Here is a 16458-nt window from a genome sequence, read left to right as displayed (position 1 = left end):
ATAGAATATAAAAAAGCGAGGATATAAAATGAAAGTTAATCCTAATAACATAGAATTAATCATTAGTGCAGTTAAGGAAGAACAATATCCAGAAACTGAATTATCAGAAGTAGCACTTAGTGGTCGTTCAAATGTTGGTAAATCTACATTTATCAATAGCATGATTGGCAGAAAAAATATGGCACGTACGTCTCAGCAACCAGGAAAGACGCAAACATTAAATTTCTATAATATCGATGAGCAACTTATCTTTGTTGACGTACCAGGATATGGTTATGCGAAAGTAAGTAAAACCCAACGTGAAAAATTCGGGAAAATGATTGAAGAATACATCACGAAGCGTGAAAATTTACAATTGGTGATTCAATTGGTTGATTTAAGGCACGATCCAACACAGGATGATATCTTAATGTACAACTATTTAAAGCATTTTGATATACCGACATTAGTCATTTGTACTAAAGAGGACAAAATACCTAAAGGTAAAGTCCAAAAACATATCAAAAATATAAAAGAACAACTAGATATGGATCCAGGTGATACTATTGTAAGTTATTCATCAGTTCAAAATACAAAGCAACAACAAATTTGGGATTTGATTGAACCATATATTTCTTAATGACCATTTAAAAGTATGAATTCATAAAATATAACATCGATTGATATAAGTATAAAATCAAAACTTGTGTACAATTGATAACTATTTACAACGTTCATTAATTTGTCAAAATTGTGGGTTTAAATTAGAAAGATTCTAATTTATTTAAGCATCGTACTTAATTGGATTTTAAATTATGTTATAATATTTGTATTGTTAGTATATATGGGGGCGTTTCAAATGCATTTTATTGCAATTAGTATAAATCATCGCACAGCTGATGTAGCACTAAGAGAGCAAGTTGCTTTTAGAGATGATGCCTTACGAATTGCCCATGAAGATTTATATGAAACTAAATCTATTTTAGAAAATGTCATATTATCAACATGTAATCGAACAGAAGTATATGCTGTTGTTGATCAAATTCATACAGGTCGCTATTATGTCCAACGATTTTTAGCCCGTGCATTTGGATTTGAAGTAGATGATATTAAAGCAATGTCGGAAGTAAAAGTGGGGGACGAAGCAGTAGAACATTTATTGCGAGTCACTTCTGGCTTAGATTCGATTGTACTTGGAGAAACACAAATTTTAGGTCAAATAAGAGATGCATTTTTCTTAGCACAAAATACAGGTACAACAGGAACTATATTTAATCATCTATTTAAGCAGGCAATTACTTTTGCTAAAAAAGCACATAACGAAACAGACATAGCAGATAATGCTGTGAGTGTATCTTATGCTGCAGTCGAATTGGCTAAAAAGGTATTTGGTAAACTAAAAAGCAAACAAGCTGTCATTATTGGTGCAGGGGAAATGAGTGAATTATCACTATTAAATCTTCTTGGTTCTGGAATTACTGATATTACAGTAGTTAATAGAACTGTTGAAAATGCTATGAAATTAGCAACAAAGCATCAAGTGAAATATGATGAGCTATCGGCTTTACCACTTTTACTAGAAAGTGCTGACATAGTTATTAGCTCAACAAGTGCACAGTCTTATATCATTACCAATGAAATGATAGAAAGAATTGCAGAAAACAGAAAACAAGATTCACTCGTATTGATTGATATTGCAGTTCCTAGAGATATCGAACCAGGTATAAGTGCCATCACTAACATCTTTAATTACGATGTCGATGACTTAAAAGGTTTGGTTGACGCAAACTTACGTGAGCGACAATTAGCAGCTGCAACAATTTCAGAACAAATTCCTTCAGAAATTCACGCACATAATGAGTGGATAAGTATGTTGGGTGTTGTTCCAGTGATTAGAGCATTACGTGAAAAAGCAATGGCAATACAGGCTGAAACGATGGATAGCATTGATCGTAAATTGCCGGAGTTGTCTGAGAGAGAACGTAAAATTATCTCTAAACATACAAAAAGTATTATCAATCAGATGTTGAAAGATCCTATTAAACAGGCCAAAGAATTAAGTAGTGACAAGAAAAGTAATGAAAAATTAGAGCTATTTCAAAACATATTTGATATCGAAGCTGAATGTCCTCACGAACAAGCTAAACAACAAAAAGAAAGCAAGGTCAAAGAGATTTCAGCAAGACGTATCTTTAGTTTTGAATAAGCATATTAATATGGTGATAATATGCAAGAAAACCTGTTTATTCGATTCAATGAAATTATATTATTAATATACTTAATCAGTATTATTTGCTATTTTTATGATTTTGTCCAAAAAAGTCATAAAATTAGAAGTTTAGGCATATATTTATTGGGGATTGTTTGGGTTTTACAAACAATCTCTTTATCTATTTTTATTATACAAACGAGGCATATTCCATTAGGATCTATTTCAGATGTTTTTTATACCTTAAGTTGGTTAATTATCTCTATCTCTTTAATACTTAATCTTATAAAAGTCTTGAACTTTTCTGTGTTTTTCTTAAATCTTATAGGATTAACTTTATTGGGAATGAATACTTTCCAGCCTACACATTATGATAACAAGGTACAGAAAATCGCTGTTATAGATGAATTGTTGTTAGTCCATATCGGTCTAGCTGTATTAAGTTATGTCTTTTTTGCACTAGCATTTGTAAATGCATTACTTTACATCATGCAATATCGTAATTTAAAGGAAAAACGTTTCGATCAAAAGTACTTCAGATTAGGTAGCGTTGCTACACTTGAGTCTATTGTTTTCTATTCTACGCTTAGTGGTTGGATAATTCTTATTTTTAGTATTATTTTAGGAACGCAATGGGGTGTAATTTCTGTAGGTGAACGTATATTTATCGATCCCAAAGTGATACTTTCTTCAGTTATTACATTATTGTATGGAACTTATATTCTGCTAAGGATAAAGAAATGGATAAATTCGAGGTATTTAATATACTATAACATTATTTTGTTTTGCTTAAATATGATCAATTTATTTTTTGCTACACATTTTGTAAATTAAAAAAATGCCCAGAGTAATTCGTTACTAGGAGGAATTAATCATGCGTAAATTAATCGTTGGTTCAAGAAGAAGTAAATTAGCTTTAACGCAAAGCCAGCAATTTATAGACAAGTTAAAAGCTATTGAGCCAAATCTAGAAATAGAGATTAAAGAAATTGTTACTAAAGGTGATAGAATTGTTGATAAACAATTATCTAAAGTCGGGGGGAAAGGTTTATTTGTTAAAGAAATTCAACACGAACTTTTTGAGAAAAACATAGATATGGCAATACATTCTTTAAAAGATGTACCAAGTGTAATTCCGAAAGGGTTAACTTTAGGTTGTATTCCTGATAGAGAATTACCTTTAGATGCCTATATTTCAAAAACTCATACACCTTTATCTGAATTACCAGATGGCAGTATTATTGGTACAAGTTCATTACGTAGAGGGGCACAAATTTTATCTAAATATCCAAACTTAGAAATTAAATGGATTAGGGGAAATATAGATACACGTTTAGAAAAGCTTCATACAGAAGATTATGATGCTATTATTTTAGCGGCTGCCGGTTTAAGACGAATGGGATGGTCAGATGATACGGTAACTACATATCTGGACAGAGATACGTTGTTGCCAGCAATTGGTCAAGGTGCGCTAGGTATAGAGTGTCGAAGTGATGATGTAGAACTATTAGAACTTTTAAGTAAAGTACATAATGACGATGTTGCAAAATGTGTAACTGCTGAAAGAACATTTTTAGCGGAAATGGATGGCAGTTGCCAAGTGCCGATTGCCGGATATGCAACGATTTCAGGTCAGAAAGAAATTGAGTTTACAGGTTTAATTATGACGCCTGATGGCAAAGAACGTTTTGAATATACATCTACTGGTACAGATCCAGTTGAATTAGGAAAATTAGTAAGTAATAAATTAAAAGAACAAGGTGCATATGATATTATCAAACGCTTAAATGAACAACAATAATTTTTGGAGTGACGTTTAAATATGAAACCAGTTGTAGTAATGACACAAACAAATGACGTGCAAAGTGACTTAGTATCTATTATTCATAAACCATTTATTGAAATAAAGCCACTTGCTTTCGATTTGAATTTGTTAGATCAACACTATGACTGGCTTATTTTTTCGTCTAAAAATGCAGTGAAATACTTTTATAAATATTTAAATAGATTAAATGTAAACTATATTGCAGTTATCGGAGTTAAAACGGCACAATACTGTGAATCATTAGGTATACATGTCGATTATATGCCAAGTAACTTTTCACAAGAAGGATTTTTAGAAGCATTTAATAAAAGAAATCAAAAAATTTTAATTCCATCAAGCGAAATAGCAAGACCTTTGTTATCGACAGCCTTATCAAAAGAAAATGAAGTTGTGAAATTAGATTTATATACATCAGTACCTAATAAGCAGAATATTCAAGATGTTAAAAAATTGATACAACATCAACACATTGATGCTTTAACATTTTCAAGTTCATCCGCAGTACGTTATTATTTTAATGAAGGAATTGTACCAAAATTTCAAGATTATTATGCTATTGGCGAGCAAACTGCACGGACCATAAAAGCTAATAAGCAACCAGTTACTATTGCAGATACTCAAACATTAGAATCGTTAATACAAAAGATTTTAGAAAGTAGGGGCTAAAAAATGAAATTTGATAGACATAGAAGATTAAGATCATCAGCAACAATGAGAAGTATGGTTAGGGAGAATCATGTAAGAAAAGAAGATTTAATATATCCTATTTTTGTAGTCGAAAAAGATGATATTAAAAATGAAATTAAATCATTACCCGGTGTATACCAAATCAGTTTAAATTTACTTGAAAATGAAATTAAAGAAGCATATGACCTAGGTATTCGTGCCATTATGTTCTTCGGTGTTCCAAATTCCAAAGATGATATTGGCACAGGTGCATATATCCATGATGGTGTGATTCAACAAGCGACACGCATCGCCAAAAAAATGTATGATGACTTATTAATTGTTGCTGATACTTGTTTATGTGAATACACTGATCATGGTCATTGTGGTGTAATTGATGATCATACTCATGATGTCGATAATGATAAATCACTACCACTACTTGTTAAAACGGCAATTTCACAAGTTGAAGCAGGTGCGGACATTATTGCACCAAGTAATATGATGGATGGTTTTGTTGCTGAAATTCGACAAGGATTAGATGAAGCTGGCTATTACAATATTCCGATTATGAGTTATGGTGTTAAATATGCTTCAAGTTTCTTTGGACCATTCAGAGATGCAGCAGATTCTGCACCTTCATTTGGTGATAGAAAAACATATCAAATGGATCCAGCTAATAGATTAGAAGCTTTACGTGAGTTAGAAAGTGATTTAAAAGAGGGGTGCGACATGATGATTGTTAAACCGGCTTTGAGTTACTTAGATATTGTTCGCGATGTTAAAAATCATACAAATATTCCAGTTGTTGCATACAATGTGAGTGGAGAGTACAGTATGACCAAAGCTGCTGCTCAAAATGGTTGGATTGATGAAGAACGAGTTGTTATGGAACAAATGGTTTCAATGAAACGTGCAGGTGCAGATATGATTATCACATATTTTGCAAAAGACATTTGTCGTTACTTAGATAAATAGAAGACAATTGATTGTTTTTGATAAACTATAGGAGGAATTTACTTTATGAGATATACGAATTCAGAAGAAGCTATGAAAGTTGCTGAAACGTTAATGCCTGGTGGTGTAAACAGTCCAGTTCGTGCATTTAAATCAGTAGATACGCCCGCAATTTTCATGGATCACGGTAAAGGTTCAAAAATATATGATATCGATGGAAATGAGTATATTGATTATGTGCTAAGTTGGGGACCATTAATTTTAGGTCATAGAGATCCACAGGTTATCAGTCATTTACATGAAGCTATTGATAAAGGAACAAGCTTCGGTGCATCGACATTACTTGAAAACAAATTAGCTCAACTTGTGATTGATCGTGTTCCTTCAATTGAAAAAGTACGTATGGTGTCATCTGGTACGGAGGCGACTTTAGATACGTTAAGATTAGCGCGTGGTTATACAGGTAGAAATAAAATTGTAAAATTTGAAGGTTGTTACCATGGTCATAGCGATTCACTTTTAATTAAAGCTGGTTCAGGTGTTGCAACTTTAGGATTACCTGATTCTCCAGGTGTACCAGAAGGCATTGCTAAAAATACAATTACTGTTCCATATAATGATTTAGATGCACTTAAAATTGCTTTTGAAAAATTTGGCGATGATATTGCTGGTGTCATAGTTGAACCAGTAGCAGGTAATATGGGTGTTGTTCCACCAGTCGAGGGCTTTTTACAAGGTTTAAGAGATATTACGAATGAATATGGTGCATTATTAATTTTCGATGAAGTAATGACTGGTTTTAGAGTAGGTTATAATTGTGCACAAGGATACTTTGGCGTTACACCTGATTTAACTTGCTTAGGAAAAGTTATCGGTGGTGGACTTCCAGTTGGTGCTTTTGGTGGTAAAAAAGAAATCATGGATCACATCGCGCCACTAGGAAATATATATCAAGCTGGTACGTTGTCAGGTAATCCTTTAGCAATGACTAGTGGTTATGAAACATTAAGCCAATTAACACCTGAAACTTATGACTATTTTAATATGTTAGGTGATTTACTTGAAGAAGGCTTAAAACGTGTATTTGCTAAACATAATGTACCAATTACTGTAAATAGAGCTGGTTCAATGATTGGTTATTTCTTAAATGAAGGACCGGTTACTAATTTCGAACAAGCTAATAAAAGTGATCTGAAATTATTCGCAGAAATGTATCGTGAAATGGCAAAAGAAGGAGTATTCCTACCTCCATCTCAATTTGAAGGAACATTCTTATCTACCGCACATACGACAGAAGATATCGAAAAGACAATTCAAGCATTTGATACTGCTCTAAGTCGTATTGTAAAATAAATATACGGACAAAACGAGAGCCTGGACTTTGTTCAGGCTCTTTTTCAGTAATTAGGTTTAATTGATTAATAATTGTTAAAAGTGAAAAACGATTAAGTATTGATTTCAAACCTCAATAACAACTTTTAAATTATTTAATTGAAAGAAGTGGAAAACATGGCAATGATATATAGAAATAATTTCATTGTATTCGTTTTATCATTTTTAATAAGTGGCATTTTATATGTATCACATGTTTTACTGCCATTCATGTTCGGACCAATAATTGCGGCAATCATTTGTGTAAAAGTTTTTAAATTGGAAATTAAATGGCCCTTTTGGTTAAGTGAACTAGGAATCGTGCTACTAGGTGTACAAATAGGAACAACATTTACCAAAAATGTCATAATGGATATTAAAGATAACTGGTTATCTATTATTGTAGTATCAATTTCAATTTTATTAATTGCTTTAGTCATGGCGCTTGTCTTTAAAAAAATAGCTCGTATTAATACAGAAACCGCTGTACTTAGTGTTATTCCGGGTGCTTTGACACAAATGTTAGTAATGGCAGAACAAGATAAACGTGCCAATTTGTTAGTAGTTAGCCTTACGCAAACATCACGCATCATTTTTGTTGTAGTGCTTGTACCATTTATTTCTTATTTTTTTCATGATGATAATGCTCATTCTGCAGGTAAAATAGCTAAAGTTTTACCTTTATCACAAGCTTTAAATGTTTGGCAGATGCTAATTATAGCCATTGCAGTTTTTATCGTTTATATAATTATGTCTAAACTTAATGTTCCAACATATCAATTATTGGCACCACTAATAGTCTTAATAGTTTGGAACTTTACTACGGGGATTACCTTTGCTTTAGATCATTGGCTACTTAACATTGCACAACTTATCTATATGATTAGAATTGGTGTGCAAATTGCGCATTTATTATCAGATTTAAAAGGTCGATTAGCCATTGCCATTACGATACAAAATATAATGCTAATTTTTGGTGCCTTAGTTATGGTATACGTTATTCATTTCTTCGATAATAATCCAATCAATGAACTATTTCTTGGAGCAGCACCTGGTGGACTTAACCAAATAGTATTAGTTGCATTAGCTACTGGTGCAGATGTTGCTATGATCACTAGTTATCATATATTTAGAATCTTTTTCATAATCTTTATCATCGCACCTTCGATAAATTACTTTTTAAAATATCGGTCAAAGAAAAAATAAGTATTATCTAATGATCAACACATAACTATAAAAATGACAGTAAGTTAGTTTTGTTAGGTGAGATAATTCACTGCTATTTTTATAAAACACCTAATGAAAATCAAATAAAACGAGACAGTCTATTAATTAACATAGAATCTGTCTCGTTTGTTATATATCATTTCATATAATTAATTATGGTTTGGTTTAGATGGACAATCTTGTAAATGTGCATCGTATAGTCCCGCTGCTTCTAAAAATGAAAATACGGTTACAGGACCTAAAAATTTAAAACCGTATTTTTTTAAATCTTTGGAAAGTTGTGTAGCAGTCTCATCAACTGTGATGCGATCAGATGAATGAATGTACTGTAAATCTTTAGGCTTACCATTAACGTAAGACCATAAAAATTCACTAAAACTACCATGTTCTTGTTCAATTTGTAGGTAGCCTTGAGCCTGACTAACAATTGCTTCTAATTTTTTACGATGATGGACAATATTTGGAAATGCCATTAATCTATCGATATCTTTCTCTGTCATTTGTGCTATCTTATCTGGTTCAAAATCATAAAAAGCAGTTTCATAAGCTTCTTTCTTTTTTAAAATAGTTAACCATGACAAACCAGCGTGCTGTGATTCTAATGCTAAAAGCTTAAACAATTCTTTACTATCATATAAAGGTTGACCCCATACATTATCGTGATAGTTTAAGTAAACTGGATCCTTTGTTCCAAATGCGCATTCATTCATAATTATTCCCACCAATACATTGACTTATTTTGACAATCATTATACTATAAGTTAAGAGTTTAATATATAAATTGGGAAGAGTAAGTTCAAATTGTTTTAAAGAGAGCATATGGTTTGGTGTGAATGTGCAAATGATTTTTACTGAAGGTAGCCCACAGAGTATCTTAGTTGAACACAAATGATAGAGTAGGCTAAGACGTGTTTGAGCGTTAATCATAATCTAGAGTGCTTGAAGAGATGACTTATTTCAAATTCATGTTGTCAGCGTTAGTATACTAATTTCGATTTAGCTGATAAGTAGTGTTTGATTTGTAGCATCCTTCTTGAATATAGGTGGTACCACGGAATATCCGTCCTATTGTTATATAGGATGGGTATTTTTTATTTTTTAGGAGGTATAGCAAATGGAAATGAAACCAAAATATGATCCACGTGAAGTTGAAGCGGGACGTTATGAAGAATGGGTTAAAAACGGTTATTTTAAACCATCAGAAGATAAATCAAAAGAAACATATACAATTGTTATTCCACCACCAAATGTAACTGGTAAATTACATTTAGGTCATGCTTGGGATACAACTTTACAAGACATTATTACACGTATGAAACGTATGCAAGGATACGATACTTTATATTTACCTGGTATGGACCATGCTGGAATTGCGACACAAGCGAAAGTTGAAGCGAAATTAAATGAACAAGGTATTACAAGATATGACCTTGGACGTGAAAAGTTTTTAGAACAGGCTTGGGATTGGAAAGAAGAATATGCGTCATTTATCCGTGCTCAATGGGCTAAATTAGGTTTAGGCTTAGATTACAGTAGAGAACGCTTTACTTTAGATGAAGGTTTAAGTAAAGCAGTTAAAAAGGTTTTTGTTGATTTATACAATAAAGGAATTATTTATCGTGGTGAGCGTATTATAAATTGGGATCCTAAAGCACGTACTGCATTATCAGATATTGAAGTCATACATGAAGATGTACAAGGTGCCTTTTATCATTTTAAATATCCTTATGCTGATGGTGAAGGTTATATCGAAATTGCAACCACAAGACCAGAAACAATGTTGGGCGACACGGCTATTGTTGTTAATCCAAACGATGAACGTTATAAAGACGTTATTGGCAAAACGGTTATTTTACCAATTGTAGGCCGTGAGTTACCTATATTAGCAGATGAATACGTTGATATTGATTTTGGATCTGGTGCGATGAAAGTTACGCCTGCACATGACCCTAATGATTTTGAAATTGGTCAAAGACATCATTTAGAAAACATTATCGTTATGGATGAAAATGGTAAGATGAATGATAAAGCTGGTAAATACGAAGGTTTGGATCGTTTTGACTGTCGTAAACAATTAGTCGAAGATTTAAAAGAACAGGATCTAGTTATTAAAATTGAAGATCATGTTCATTCGGTTGGTCATTCAGAGCGTTCAGGTGCAGTTGTTGAACCATATTTATCAACACAATGGTTTGTACGTATGGATGATTTGGCAAAACGTTCATTAGATAATCAAAAAACAGACGATCGCATAGATTTTTATCCACAACGATTTGAACATACATTTAATCAATGGATGGAAAATATTAGAGACTGGACGATTTCAAGACAACTATGGTGGGGTCATCAAATTCCGGCTTGGTACCATAAAGAAACTGGTGAAATCTATGTTGGTGAAGAAGCGCCTACAGATATTGAAAATTGGCAACAAGATGAAGATGTATTAGATACATGGTTCTCAAGTGCGTTATGGCCATTTTCAACATTAGGTTGGCCTGACCTTGATAGTGAAGACTTTAAACGCTACTATCCAACGAACGCATTAGTTACAGGTTATGATATTATCTTTTTCTGGGTAGCGCGTATGATTTTCCAAGGTTTAGAATTTACGGATCGTCGCCCATTCAACGACGTATTATTACACGGGTTAGTTCGAGCTGAAGATGGACGTAAGATGAGTAAATCTTTAGGTAATGGTGTTGACCCAATGGACGTTATTGATGAATATGGAGCGGATAGCTTAAGATACTTCTTAGCGACAGGTTCATCGCCAGGTCATGATTTAAGATATTCTACTGAAAAAGTTGAATCAGTGTGGAACTTTATCAATAAAATATGGAATGGTGCACGTTTCAGTTTGATGAATATTGGCGAAGACTTTAAAGTAGAAGATATTGATTTAACTGGAAACTTATCATTGGCAGATAAATGGATTTTGACACGCTTGAATGAAACAATTGCAACAGTTACTGATTTAAGTGACAAATATGAATTTGGTGAAGTTGGAAGAGCGCTTTACAATTTCATTTGGGATGATTTCTGTGATTGGTATATTGAAATGAGTAAAATTCCGATGAATGGTACAGATGAAGAACAAAAACAAGTAACTCGTTCTGTATTAAGTTATACTTTAGATAATATTATGAGAATGTTACACCCATTCATGCCATTTGTTACAGAAAAAATATGGCAAAGTTTACCTCATGAAGGGGAAACAATTGTAAAAGCAGCATGGCCAGAAGTACGTGAATCATTGATTTTTGAAGATAGTAAACAAACAATGCAACAACTTGTTGAAATCATTAAATCTGTTAGACAGTCACGTGTAGAAGTGAACACACCATTATCTAAAGAAATCCCTATATTAATTCAAGCTAAAGATAAAGAAATTGAACAAACATTATCACAAAATAAAGATTATTTATTCAAATTCTGTAATCCTAGTACTTTAGACATTAGCACAGATGTTGAAATACCTGAAAAAGCTATGACTTCAGTAGTATTAGCAGGTAAAGTCGTATTACCATTAGAAGGTCTAATAGACATGGATAAAGAAATTAGCCGTTTAGAAAAAGGGTTATCAAAACTTCAAAGTGAGTTGGATAGAGTTGATAAAAAGTTATCTAATGAAAATTTTGTAAGTAAAGCACCTGAAAAAGTTATAAATGAAGAAAAACGTAAAAAACAAGATTATCAAGAAAAATATGATGGTGTGAAGGCGAGAATTGAACAATTAAAAGCATAGGAGTTAGTAACAATGAATTACCTAGAGAGCTTGTATTGGATACACGAAAGAACTAAATTTGGCATTAAACCTGGTGTTAAACGTATGGAATGGATGCTTGCACAACTTAATAATCCTCAAAATAATATTAAGGGTATTCATGTAGGTGGAACAAATGGTAAAGGCTCTACAGTTGCTTACCTTAGATCGGCTTTGGTTGAAAATGGTTATGAAGTAGGAACTTTCACATCACCATTTATTGAAACATTTAATGAACGAATTAGTTTAAATGGTGCACCTATTTCGAATGATGATATTGTAGAATTAGTATCACGTGTGAAACCAATTAGTGAAAAAATGGAGATTGAAACTGATTTGGGTGTCGCAACTGAATTTGAAATTATCACTGCAACGATGTTCTTATATTTTGGTGAAATGCATCCAGTTGATTTTGTCATTGTTGAGGCTGGTTTAGGTATTAAAAATGATTCTACAAATGTCTTTACACCGATTTTATCAATCTTAACAAGTATTGGATTAGATCATACTGATATTTTAGGAAATAGTTATTTAGATATTGCAAAAGATAAAGGTGCAATAATTAAACCGAATATCCCTGTGATTTACGCAGTCAAAAATGAAGATGCACTTAAATATGTTCGCGAACGTGCTATTGAGCAACATGCAAAACCGATTGAGTTAGATCGTGAGATTGTCGTAGTTTCACAAAATGATGAGTTTACTTATCGTTATAAGGAATACGAATTAGAAACAATCATTTTAAGTATGTTAGGAGAACATCAGAAACAAAATGCTGCATTAGCAATTACAGCATTAATTGAATTAAATGAACAAGGTTTAATTCATTTAGATTTCAATAAAATGATTGACGGAATCGAATCAGTTCGCTGGACTGGTCGTATTGAACAAGTTCATGATAAGCCGTTAATCATTTTAGATGGTGCTCACAATTCCGAAAGTATAGACGCATTAATTAATACAATTCAAAATTATCACCACAAAGACAAAGTTGATATTTTATTCTCAGCAATTAATGGTAAACCTATCAATGAGATGGTTAAGCATTTAAATGTTATTGCAAAAACTTTTTATGCAACTGAATTTGATTTTCCAAAAGCATTACGAAAAGAAGAGATTGTTGGTAGTGTAGAAGGGGATCATATACAACTTGTGGACGATTATGTTGAATTTATTAAAAATTATCAAGGTGATGCACTTGTAATTACTGGTAGTTTATATTTCATTAGTGAAGTTAAATCTAAAATTGATTTTGGAGCATTTTAGCCATAAAATTATAATAACCGTGAAGTTCAAAATTATATTGTTTCTTCACGGTTATTTTTTAGATTTAGTCCGGTTATTATACTATTGATTTGGAGATATTATATGACATTTAAGCGTTATTTTAAGCTATCAACATATTTATACCATAACGAGAAATCTGCATATCAAAGAGGAATGATTTTATAGAAATGATGTATATTTACATTATTGACGCAACTATCTATAATCTATTTGAGGAGGTTATTTCTTGGTAATTTTATTGTCATATAGTTGTAGTTGTATCTTTAGTTTTTTGTATCAATTTATATCTGTTGAAGAAACTTCATTTAAGTATTTACATAGACGTTCTAAATGTGATCATTGCCATGTTAAATTGAAATGGTACGAACTATTTCCAATTTTTAGCTTCATAATGCTAAAAGGTAGATGTCAATATTGCCGTTATAATATTTCTAAAAGTCATCTGATAGGAGAGATTTTGGCAATGTTACCTATTATATTCGTTTTATTTAATTTAACGGACGTAAATGCATTGTTATTTATTACAACATATATTTTTCTACTTATTTTTTCTTTGACTGATATTAAAACTTTACTTATCGACTGTCGTTTAATAATTGTTTACTATGTAGTTATATTCTCGTTATCTACTATTTTTCCCTCAGCCTTTTTAATTGTAAGTATTTCTGCTCATATTTTTTACTTTTTATTTAAATCATATATTGGTTATGGTGATATTCTTCTCGTAAGCACTATTTCTTTATTTTTCCCTCTACAATTTACTATATACCTTATTTTATTTACATTTATCATCGCAGGACTTATTGCGATAATCATAATGATAATCAAGCCTATTAAGGCGTTACCTCTAATACCTTTTTTAACTATCTCATTTGTATTAAATGCAGTTTTTTATAATGAAATTCATCAATTTTTAGGAGGAATATATTATTGAAAATTAAAGAAATGGTTACTTCAGAAATGCCGAGAGAACGTTTATTAAGTCATGGTGCGAAAAGTCTTTCGAATACTGAATTATTAGCGATATTAATTAATACTGGGCGAAAAGGGTTTTCTAGTATTGATATAAGTAATGAATTGTTGAAAGCTACTTCGAATTTAAACGAACTAAAAAAAGCATCTGTTAACGATTTGATTCAGGTAAAGGGAATTGGTTTGCAAAAAGCAATTACATTAAAAGCTGCATTTGAATTGGGTGAGCGTATGGGTCGACGTTCAGAAATTAACAGAGTTAAAATAACACAACCTAGTGATGTAGCTGATTTTATGATGGCTTCAATGAAAGATTTACCACAAGAACATTTTATGATTTTATTATTGAACTCAAAAAATATTGTTATAAAAGAAGCGTGTGTATTTAAAGGGACATTAAATAGTTCTATTGTGCACCCGCGTGAAATTTTTAGTATTGCAATTCGAGAAAATGCGAATGCAATCATAGCTGTACATAATCATCCTTCTGGTGATGTGACACCTTCACAAGAAGATATCATGACGACACTAAGATTAAAAGAATGTGGTTTGATACTTGGTATAGATTTGTTGGATCATATTATTATTGGTGATAATAAGTTTACAAGCTTAGTTGAAGCAGGTTATTTTGATGAAAATGAATAAAGTTAATAGAATTACTAACAATTCTTGTGTATAATACCTACGAAGTACAATCATTTGGAGGAAAAACAGTGACGCTATTTATAATTATCGGGGTTCTAGTACCAATGGTATATACAATGCAATTAAACATAAAGAATGAACCTGTAACAAAACGTAATCTATTAATGACGGTGATATTATCATCAGTATGTATACTAGTTACAGCACTAGCAGGTGTGATCGTCACGAAGCAATCAATTCCTTTATTTAGTGTAGCTGTTGGTTCAATATTTACTGGTATCGTTTGGGGACTATTACTCAGCGGTAGCTATGCATTATTGCGATTTTTATCTAATGCATTTGGACGTAAATAATGAATTGTTAAATGTAAGTTATTAATCAGAAACAAAAAATTAAAACTCCTAATGCTTAACTAGTTAAACAAAAATTTAATCTAGTTCATTAGGAGTTTTGTTATATTAATATGATTTTATATTTACTATAATTGGAATTGTGGTAATAATCCTGTATTAATTTGGAAAAAATCAAGTAACCAAATTAAGCCTTGATATCCTAAATACAAACATAATAAAATGACACCGATATAAATTAAGAATCGCAAAATAGAAAGTCCAACTCTAAAAAGGAGGATTACTAATAGTGCTATTAATATGATTGTTAGTATACTCAATATTACGAACCTCCTCATAAGCATTTAAAACATAAATAAAGTATAAGCTATTTTTAATTAAGATGCATCAGTCCAAAGATATAGTGTGATTAAGCCTGAAGACTGATGAAAATATATATGACAAATTATATAATTGTTTGAAGACTAATGGAGGCGACCTATGAGATTTATATTAAGTATGATTAAAAATATTATAGCAGTAATTGCGATTATAGTGATTGTATATATCGCCTTGAAATACGCGCCTTTTTTAAAAGAACAAGATTGGAATCCAGTTAACCAAGCGTCAGATCATACTGGGCAAGTTGCACAGCCAACGAATAATACACAACATGTTTATGTAAATGGAGAAAAATATTCATTGAAAGAAAATGATTTGATTAAAAATGTACCTTTAAGTCAAATTAAAAATGTATTTAATATGATAGATAAACAAGAATTTATGGCTGTATCAGGTATGAATCGAATGGCATATAATGATAAATATGTAATTGGTCAAAGAGGGGATGAATTTATACTTTATAAATTTGGAGATGAATCCATGAGAGTTTATAATACAGAATTCGAAATGCAACAGGACTTAAATGAATTAGGGCAAAATTTACAATTAAAACCAGAAAATGCATATCAATAGAAATTCTTTGCATACAAAAATCATTTTAGTTATCCTGTCGTTAGAATATATAAAAGGTTGGTGTAGTTCAAATGGCAGAACAATCAAAACAAAAACAAGCTAATGAACAACAAAAAGCCCAAAATTTATTCGCCCGTTGGAGACAATCACAGTTAACCAACAGCGAAAGAACGAACGACACAAACAAATAAATATTAAAAATAATTATAGTAACTACTAGCAATTAAAATATTTTGCTGGTAGTTATTTTTAT

17 protein-coding genes and 1 other annotated feature are annotated in these 16458 nt (G+C 31.6%); of the genes, 15 read left to right on the top strand and 2 right to left on the bottom strand.

Annotated features, from left to right (window positions below; translation table 11 throughout):
* The first annotated feature begins 28 nt into the window (after positions 1 to 28).
* The 8 genes from yihA (at position 29) to ML436_08050 (ending at position 8213) form a co-directional block, all read left to right on the top strand.
* On the top strand, positions 29 to 619 hold the full coding sequence (gene yihA, locus ML436_08085; GenBank protein ID UMT77160.1) for a ribosome biogenesis GTP-binding protein YihA/YsxC: 591 nt from the start codon (positions 29 to 31) through the stop codon (positions 617 to 619).
* 219 nt (positions 620 to 838) lie between these two features.
* Entirely contained in the window at positions 839 to 2185 is a 1347-nt protein-coding gene (gene hemA / locus ML436_08080) for a glutamyl-tRNA reductase (GenBank protein ID UMT77159.1), read from the top strand.
* A 21-nt stretch (positions 2186 to 2206) separates the two neighbouring features.
* Entirely contained in the window at positions 2207 to 3022 is an 816-nt protein-coding gene (locus ML436_08075) for a cytochrome c biogenesis protein (protein ID UMT77158.1), read from the top strand.
* 40 nt (positions 3023 to 3062) lie between these two features.
* Positions 3063 to 3989: a hydroxymethylbilane synthase gene (gene hemC, locus ML436_08070; GenBank protein ID UMT77157.1), complete on the top strand. Its 927-nt coding sequence runs from the start codon at positions 3063 to 3065 to the stop codon at positions 3987 to 3989.
* 21 nt (positions 3990 to 4010) lie between these two features.
* A complete protein-coding gene (locus ML436_08065) occupies positions 4011 to 4679 on the top strand; it encodes a uroporphyrinogen-III synthase (GenBank protein ID UMT77156.1) in 669 nt (222 codons plus the stop codon).
* 3 nt (positions 4680 to 4682) lie between these two features.
* A complete protein-coding gene (gene hemB, locus ML436_08060) occupies positions 4683 to 5657 on the top strand; it encodes a porphobilinogen synthase (GenBank protein UMT77155.1) in 975 nt (324 codons plus the stop codon).
* 45 nt (positions 5658 to 5702) lie between these two features.
* Positions 5703 to 6989 (top strand): glutamate-1-semialdehyde 2,1-aminomutase, encoded by a 1287-nt coding sequence (gene hemL, locus ML436_08055; protein UMT77154.1) that lies wholly within the window; start codon positions 5703 to 5705, stop codon positions 6987 to 6989.
* A 156-nt stretch (positions 6990 to 7145) separates the two neighbouring features.
* Entirely contained in the window at positions 7146 to 8213 is a 1068-nt protein-coding gene (locus tag ML436_08050; protein UMT77153.1) for an AbrB family transcriptional regulator, read from the top strand.
* 170 nt (positions 8214 to 8383) lie between these two features.
* Here the strand turns inward: ML436_08050 and ML436_08045 are convergent, their stop codons facing one another.
* Positions 8384 to 8944 carry a DNA-3-methyladenine glycosylase I gene (locus tag ML436_08045; protein ID UMT77152.1) on the bottom strand — a complete coding sequence of 187 codons (561 nt, stop codon included), beginning with the start codon at positions 8942 to 8944 and terminating at the stop codon, positions 8384 to 8386.
* Between the two features lie 58 nt (positions 8945 to 9002).
* Positions 9003 to 9305 (top strand) — a binding site (T-box leader).
* Positions 9306 to 9348: 43 nt separating this feature from the next.
* Between ML436_08045 and ML436_08040 the strand changes: the two genes are divergently transcribed.
* The 5 genes from ML436_08040 to ML436_08020 all read left to right on the top strand — a co-directional run bounded on the left by ML436_08040 (position 9349) and on the right by ML436_08020 (position 15254).
* Entirely contained in the window at positions 9349 to 11979 is a 2631-nt protein-coding gene (locus ML436_08040) for a valine--tRNA ligase (GenBank protein UMT77151.1), read from the top strand.
* A 12-nt stretch (positions 11980 to 11991) separates the two neighbouring features.
* Positions 11992 to 13263 (top strand): bifunctional folylpolyglutamate synthase/dihydrofolate synthase, encoded by a 1272-nt coding sequence (locus tag ML436_08035; GenBank protein UMT77150.1) that lies wholly within the window; start codon positions 11992 to 11994, stop codon positions 13261 to 13263.
* A 247-nt stretch (positions 13264 to 13510) separates the two neighbouring features.
* A complete protein-coding gene (locus ML436_08030; GenBank protein UMT77149.1) occupies positions 13511 to 14218 on the top strand; it encodes a prepilin peptidase in 708 nt (235 codons plus the stop codon).
* Complete coding sequence (gene radC, locus ML436_08025; GenBank protein UMT77148.1) at positions 14215 to 14901, top strand: DNA repair protein RadC; 687 nt, start codon at positions 14215 to 14217, stop codon at positions 14899 to 14901. Before ML436_08030 ends, radC begins: the two co-directional genes overlap by 4 nt.
* A 68-nt stretch (positions 14902 to 14969) precedes the next feature.
* Positions 14970 to 15254: a hypothetical protein gene (locus ML436_08020; protein ID UMT77147.1), complete on the top strand. Its 285-nt coding sequence runs from the start codon at positions 14970 to 14972 to the stop codon at positions 15252 to 15254.
* Between the two features lie 125 nt (positions 15255 to 15379).
* Here the strand turns inward: ML436_08020 and ML436_08015 are convergent, their stop codons facing one another.
* Positions 15380 to 15571, bottom strand: coding sequence for a hypothetical protein (locus tag ML436_08015; GenBank protein UMT77146.1), 192 nt, complete (start codon positions 15569 to 15571; stop codon positions 15380 to 15382).
* A gap of 160 nt (positions 15572 to 15731) precedes the next feature.
* Here ML436_08015 and ML436_08010 point away from each other — a divergent pair, with 160 nt between their 5' ends.
* Together ML436_08010 and ML436_08005 are read left to right on the top strand one after the other, a co-directional pair.
* On the top strand, positions 15732 to 16205 hold the full coding sequence (locus tag ML436_08010; GenBank protein UMT77145.1) for a DUF4930 family protein: 474 nt from the start codon (positions 15732 to 15734) through the stop codon (positions 16203 to 16205).
* A gap of 71 nt (positions 16206 to 16276) precedes the next feature.
* A complete protein-coding gene (locus ML436_08005; protein UMT77144.1) occupies positions 16277 to 16396 on the top strand; it encodes a hypothetical protein in 120 nt (39 codons plus the stop codon).
* Positions 16397 to 16458: the final 62 nt, after the last annotated feature.

It is taken from the genome of Staphylococcus roterodami, from assembly GCA_022493055.1.
Lineage (GTDB): Bacteria > Bacillota > Bacilli > Staphylococcales > Staphylococcaceae > Staphylococcus > Staphylococcus singaporensis.
The sequence above is the reverse complement of the archived record's forward strand: the minus strand, read 5'-3'. Positions and strand labels throughout refer to the sequence as shown.

What these genes read in the sequence shown, in the direction of transcription:
- ML436_08040 (UMT77151.1), top strand. Translation starts at nt 9,349, where the DNA reads ATGGAAATGAAACCAAAATATGATCCACGTGAAGTTGAAGCGGGACGT.
- hemC (UMT77157.1), top strand. Translation starts at nt 3,063, where the DNA reads ATGCGTAAATTAATCGTTGGTTCAAGAAGAAGTAAATTAGCTTTAACG.
- ML436_08075 (UMT77158.1), top strand. Translation starts at nt 2,207, where the DNA reads ATGCAAGAAAACCTGTTTATTCGATTCAATGAAATTATATTATTAATA.
- ML436_08010 (UMT77145.1), top strand. Translation starts at nt 15,732, where the DNA reads ATGAGATTTATATTAAGTATGATTAAAAATATTATAGCAGTAATTGCG.
- hemL (UMT77154.1), top strand. Translation starts at nt 5,703, where the DNA reads ATGAGATATACGAATTCAGAAGAAGCTATGAAAGTTGCTGAAACGTTA.
- hemB (UMT77155.1), top strand. Translation starts at nt 4,683, where the DNA reads ATGAAATTTGATAGACATAGAAGATTAAGATCATCAGCAACAATGAGA.
- ML436_08065 (UMT77156.1), top strand. Translation starts at nt 4,011, where the DNA reads ATGAAACCAGTTGTAGTAATGACACAAACAAATGACGTGCAAAGTGAC.
- ML436_08050 (UMT77153.1), top strand. Translation starts at nt 7,146, where the DNA reads ATGGCAATGATATATAGAAATAATTTCATTGTATTCGTTTTATCATTT.
- hemA (UMT77159.1), top strand. Translation starts at nt 839, where the DNA reads ATGCATTTTATTGCAATTAGTATAAATCATCGCACAGCTGATGTAGCA.
- yihA (UMT77160.1), top strand. Translation starts at nt 29, where the DNA reads ATGAAAGTTAATCCTAATAACATAGAATTAATCATTAGTGCAGTTAAG.
- ML436_08005 (UMT77144.1), top strand. Translation starts at nt 16,277, where the DNA reads ATGGCAGAACAATCAAAACAAAAACAAGCTAATGAACAACAAAAAGCC.
- ML436_08045 (UMT77152.1), bottom strand. Translation starts at nt 8,944, where the DNA reads ATGAATGAATGCGCATTTGGAACAAAGGATCCAGTTTACTTAAACTAT.
- ML436_08035 (UMT77150.1), top strand. Translation starts at nt 11,992, where the DNA reads ATGAATTACCTAGAGAGCTTGTATTGGATACACGAAAGAACTAAATTT.